Annotated in this window: 1 pseudogene; it reads right to left on the reverse strand. The window is 53.4% G+C overall.

From position 1 onward, the window contains the following. Positions 1 to 223 (reverse strand): annotated as a pseudogene (locus AB9F26_RS22580) (IS3 family transposase); the annotation flags it as partial.

The following is a 223-nucleotide window of genomic DNA, read 5'->3' on the forward strand; positions in this document are numbered from 1 at the left end:
CCAGCACCTTGCGGCTGTACCAATCCATAATGGCCACGAGATACAGGGAGCCGCGCCGCATCGGTATGTAGGTAATATCTGCACACCAGACCTGGTTTGGAGGGTCAATCACCGCGTTTCTCAGAAGATATGGCCAAATCTTGTGTTGCGGATGCTTTTTACTGGTGTTGGGCTCCTGATAAATCGGCACCAATCGCATGAGGCGCATCAAACGGCGGACACG

It is taken from the genome of Falsihalocynthiibacter sp. BN13B15, assembly GCF_041205415.1.
GTDB lineage: Bacteria > Pseudomonadota > Alphaproteobacteria > Rhodobacterales > Rhodobacteraceae > Falsihalocynthiibacter > Falsihalocynthiibacter arcticus.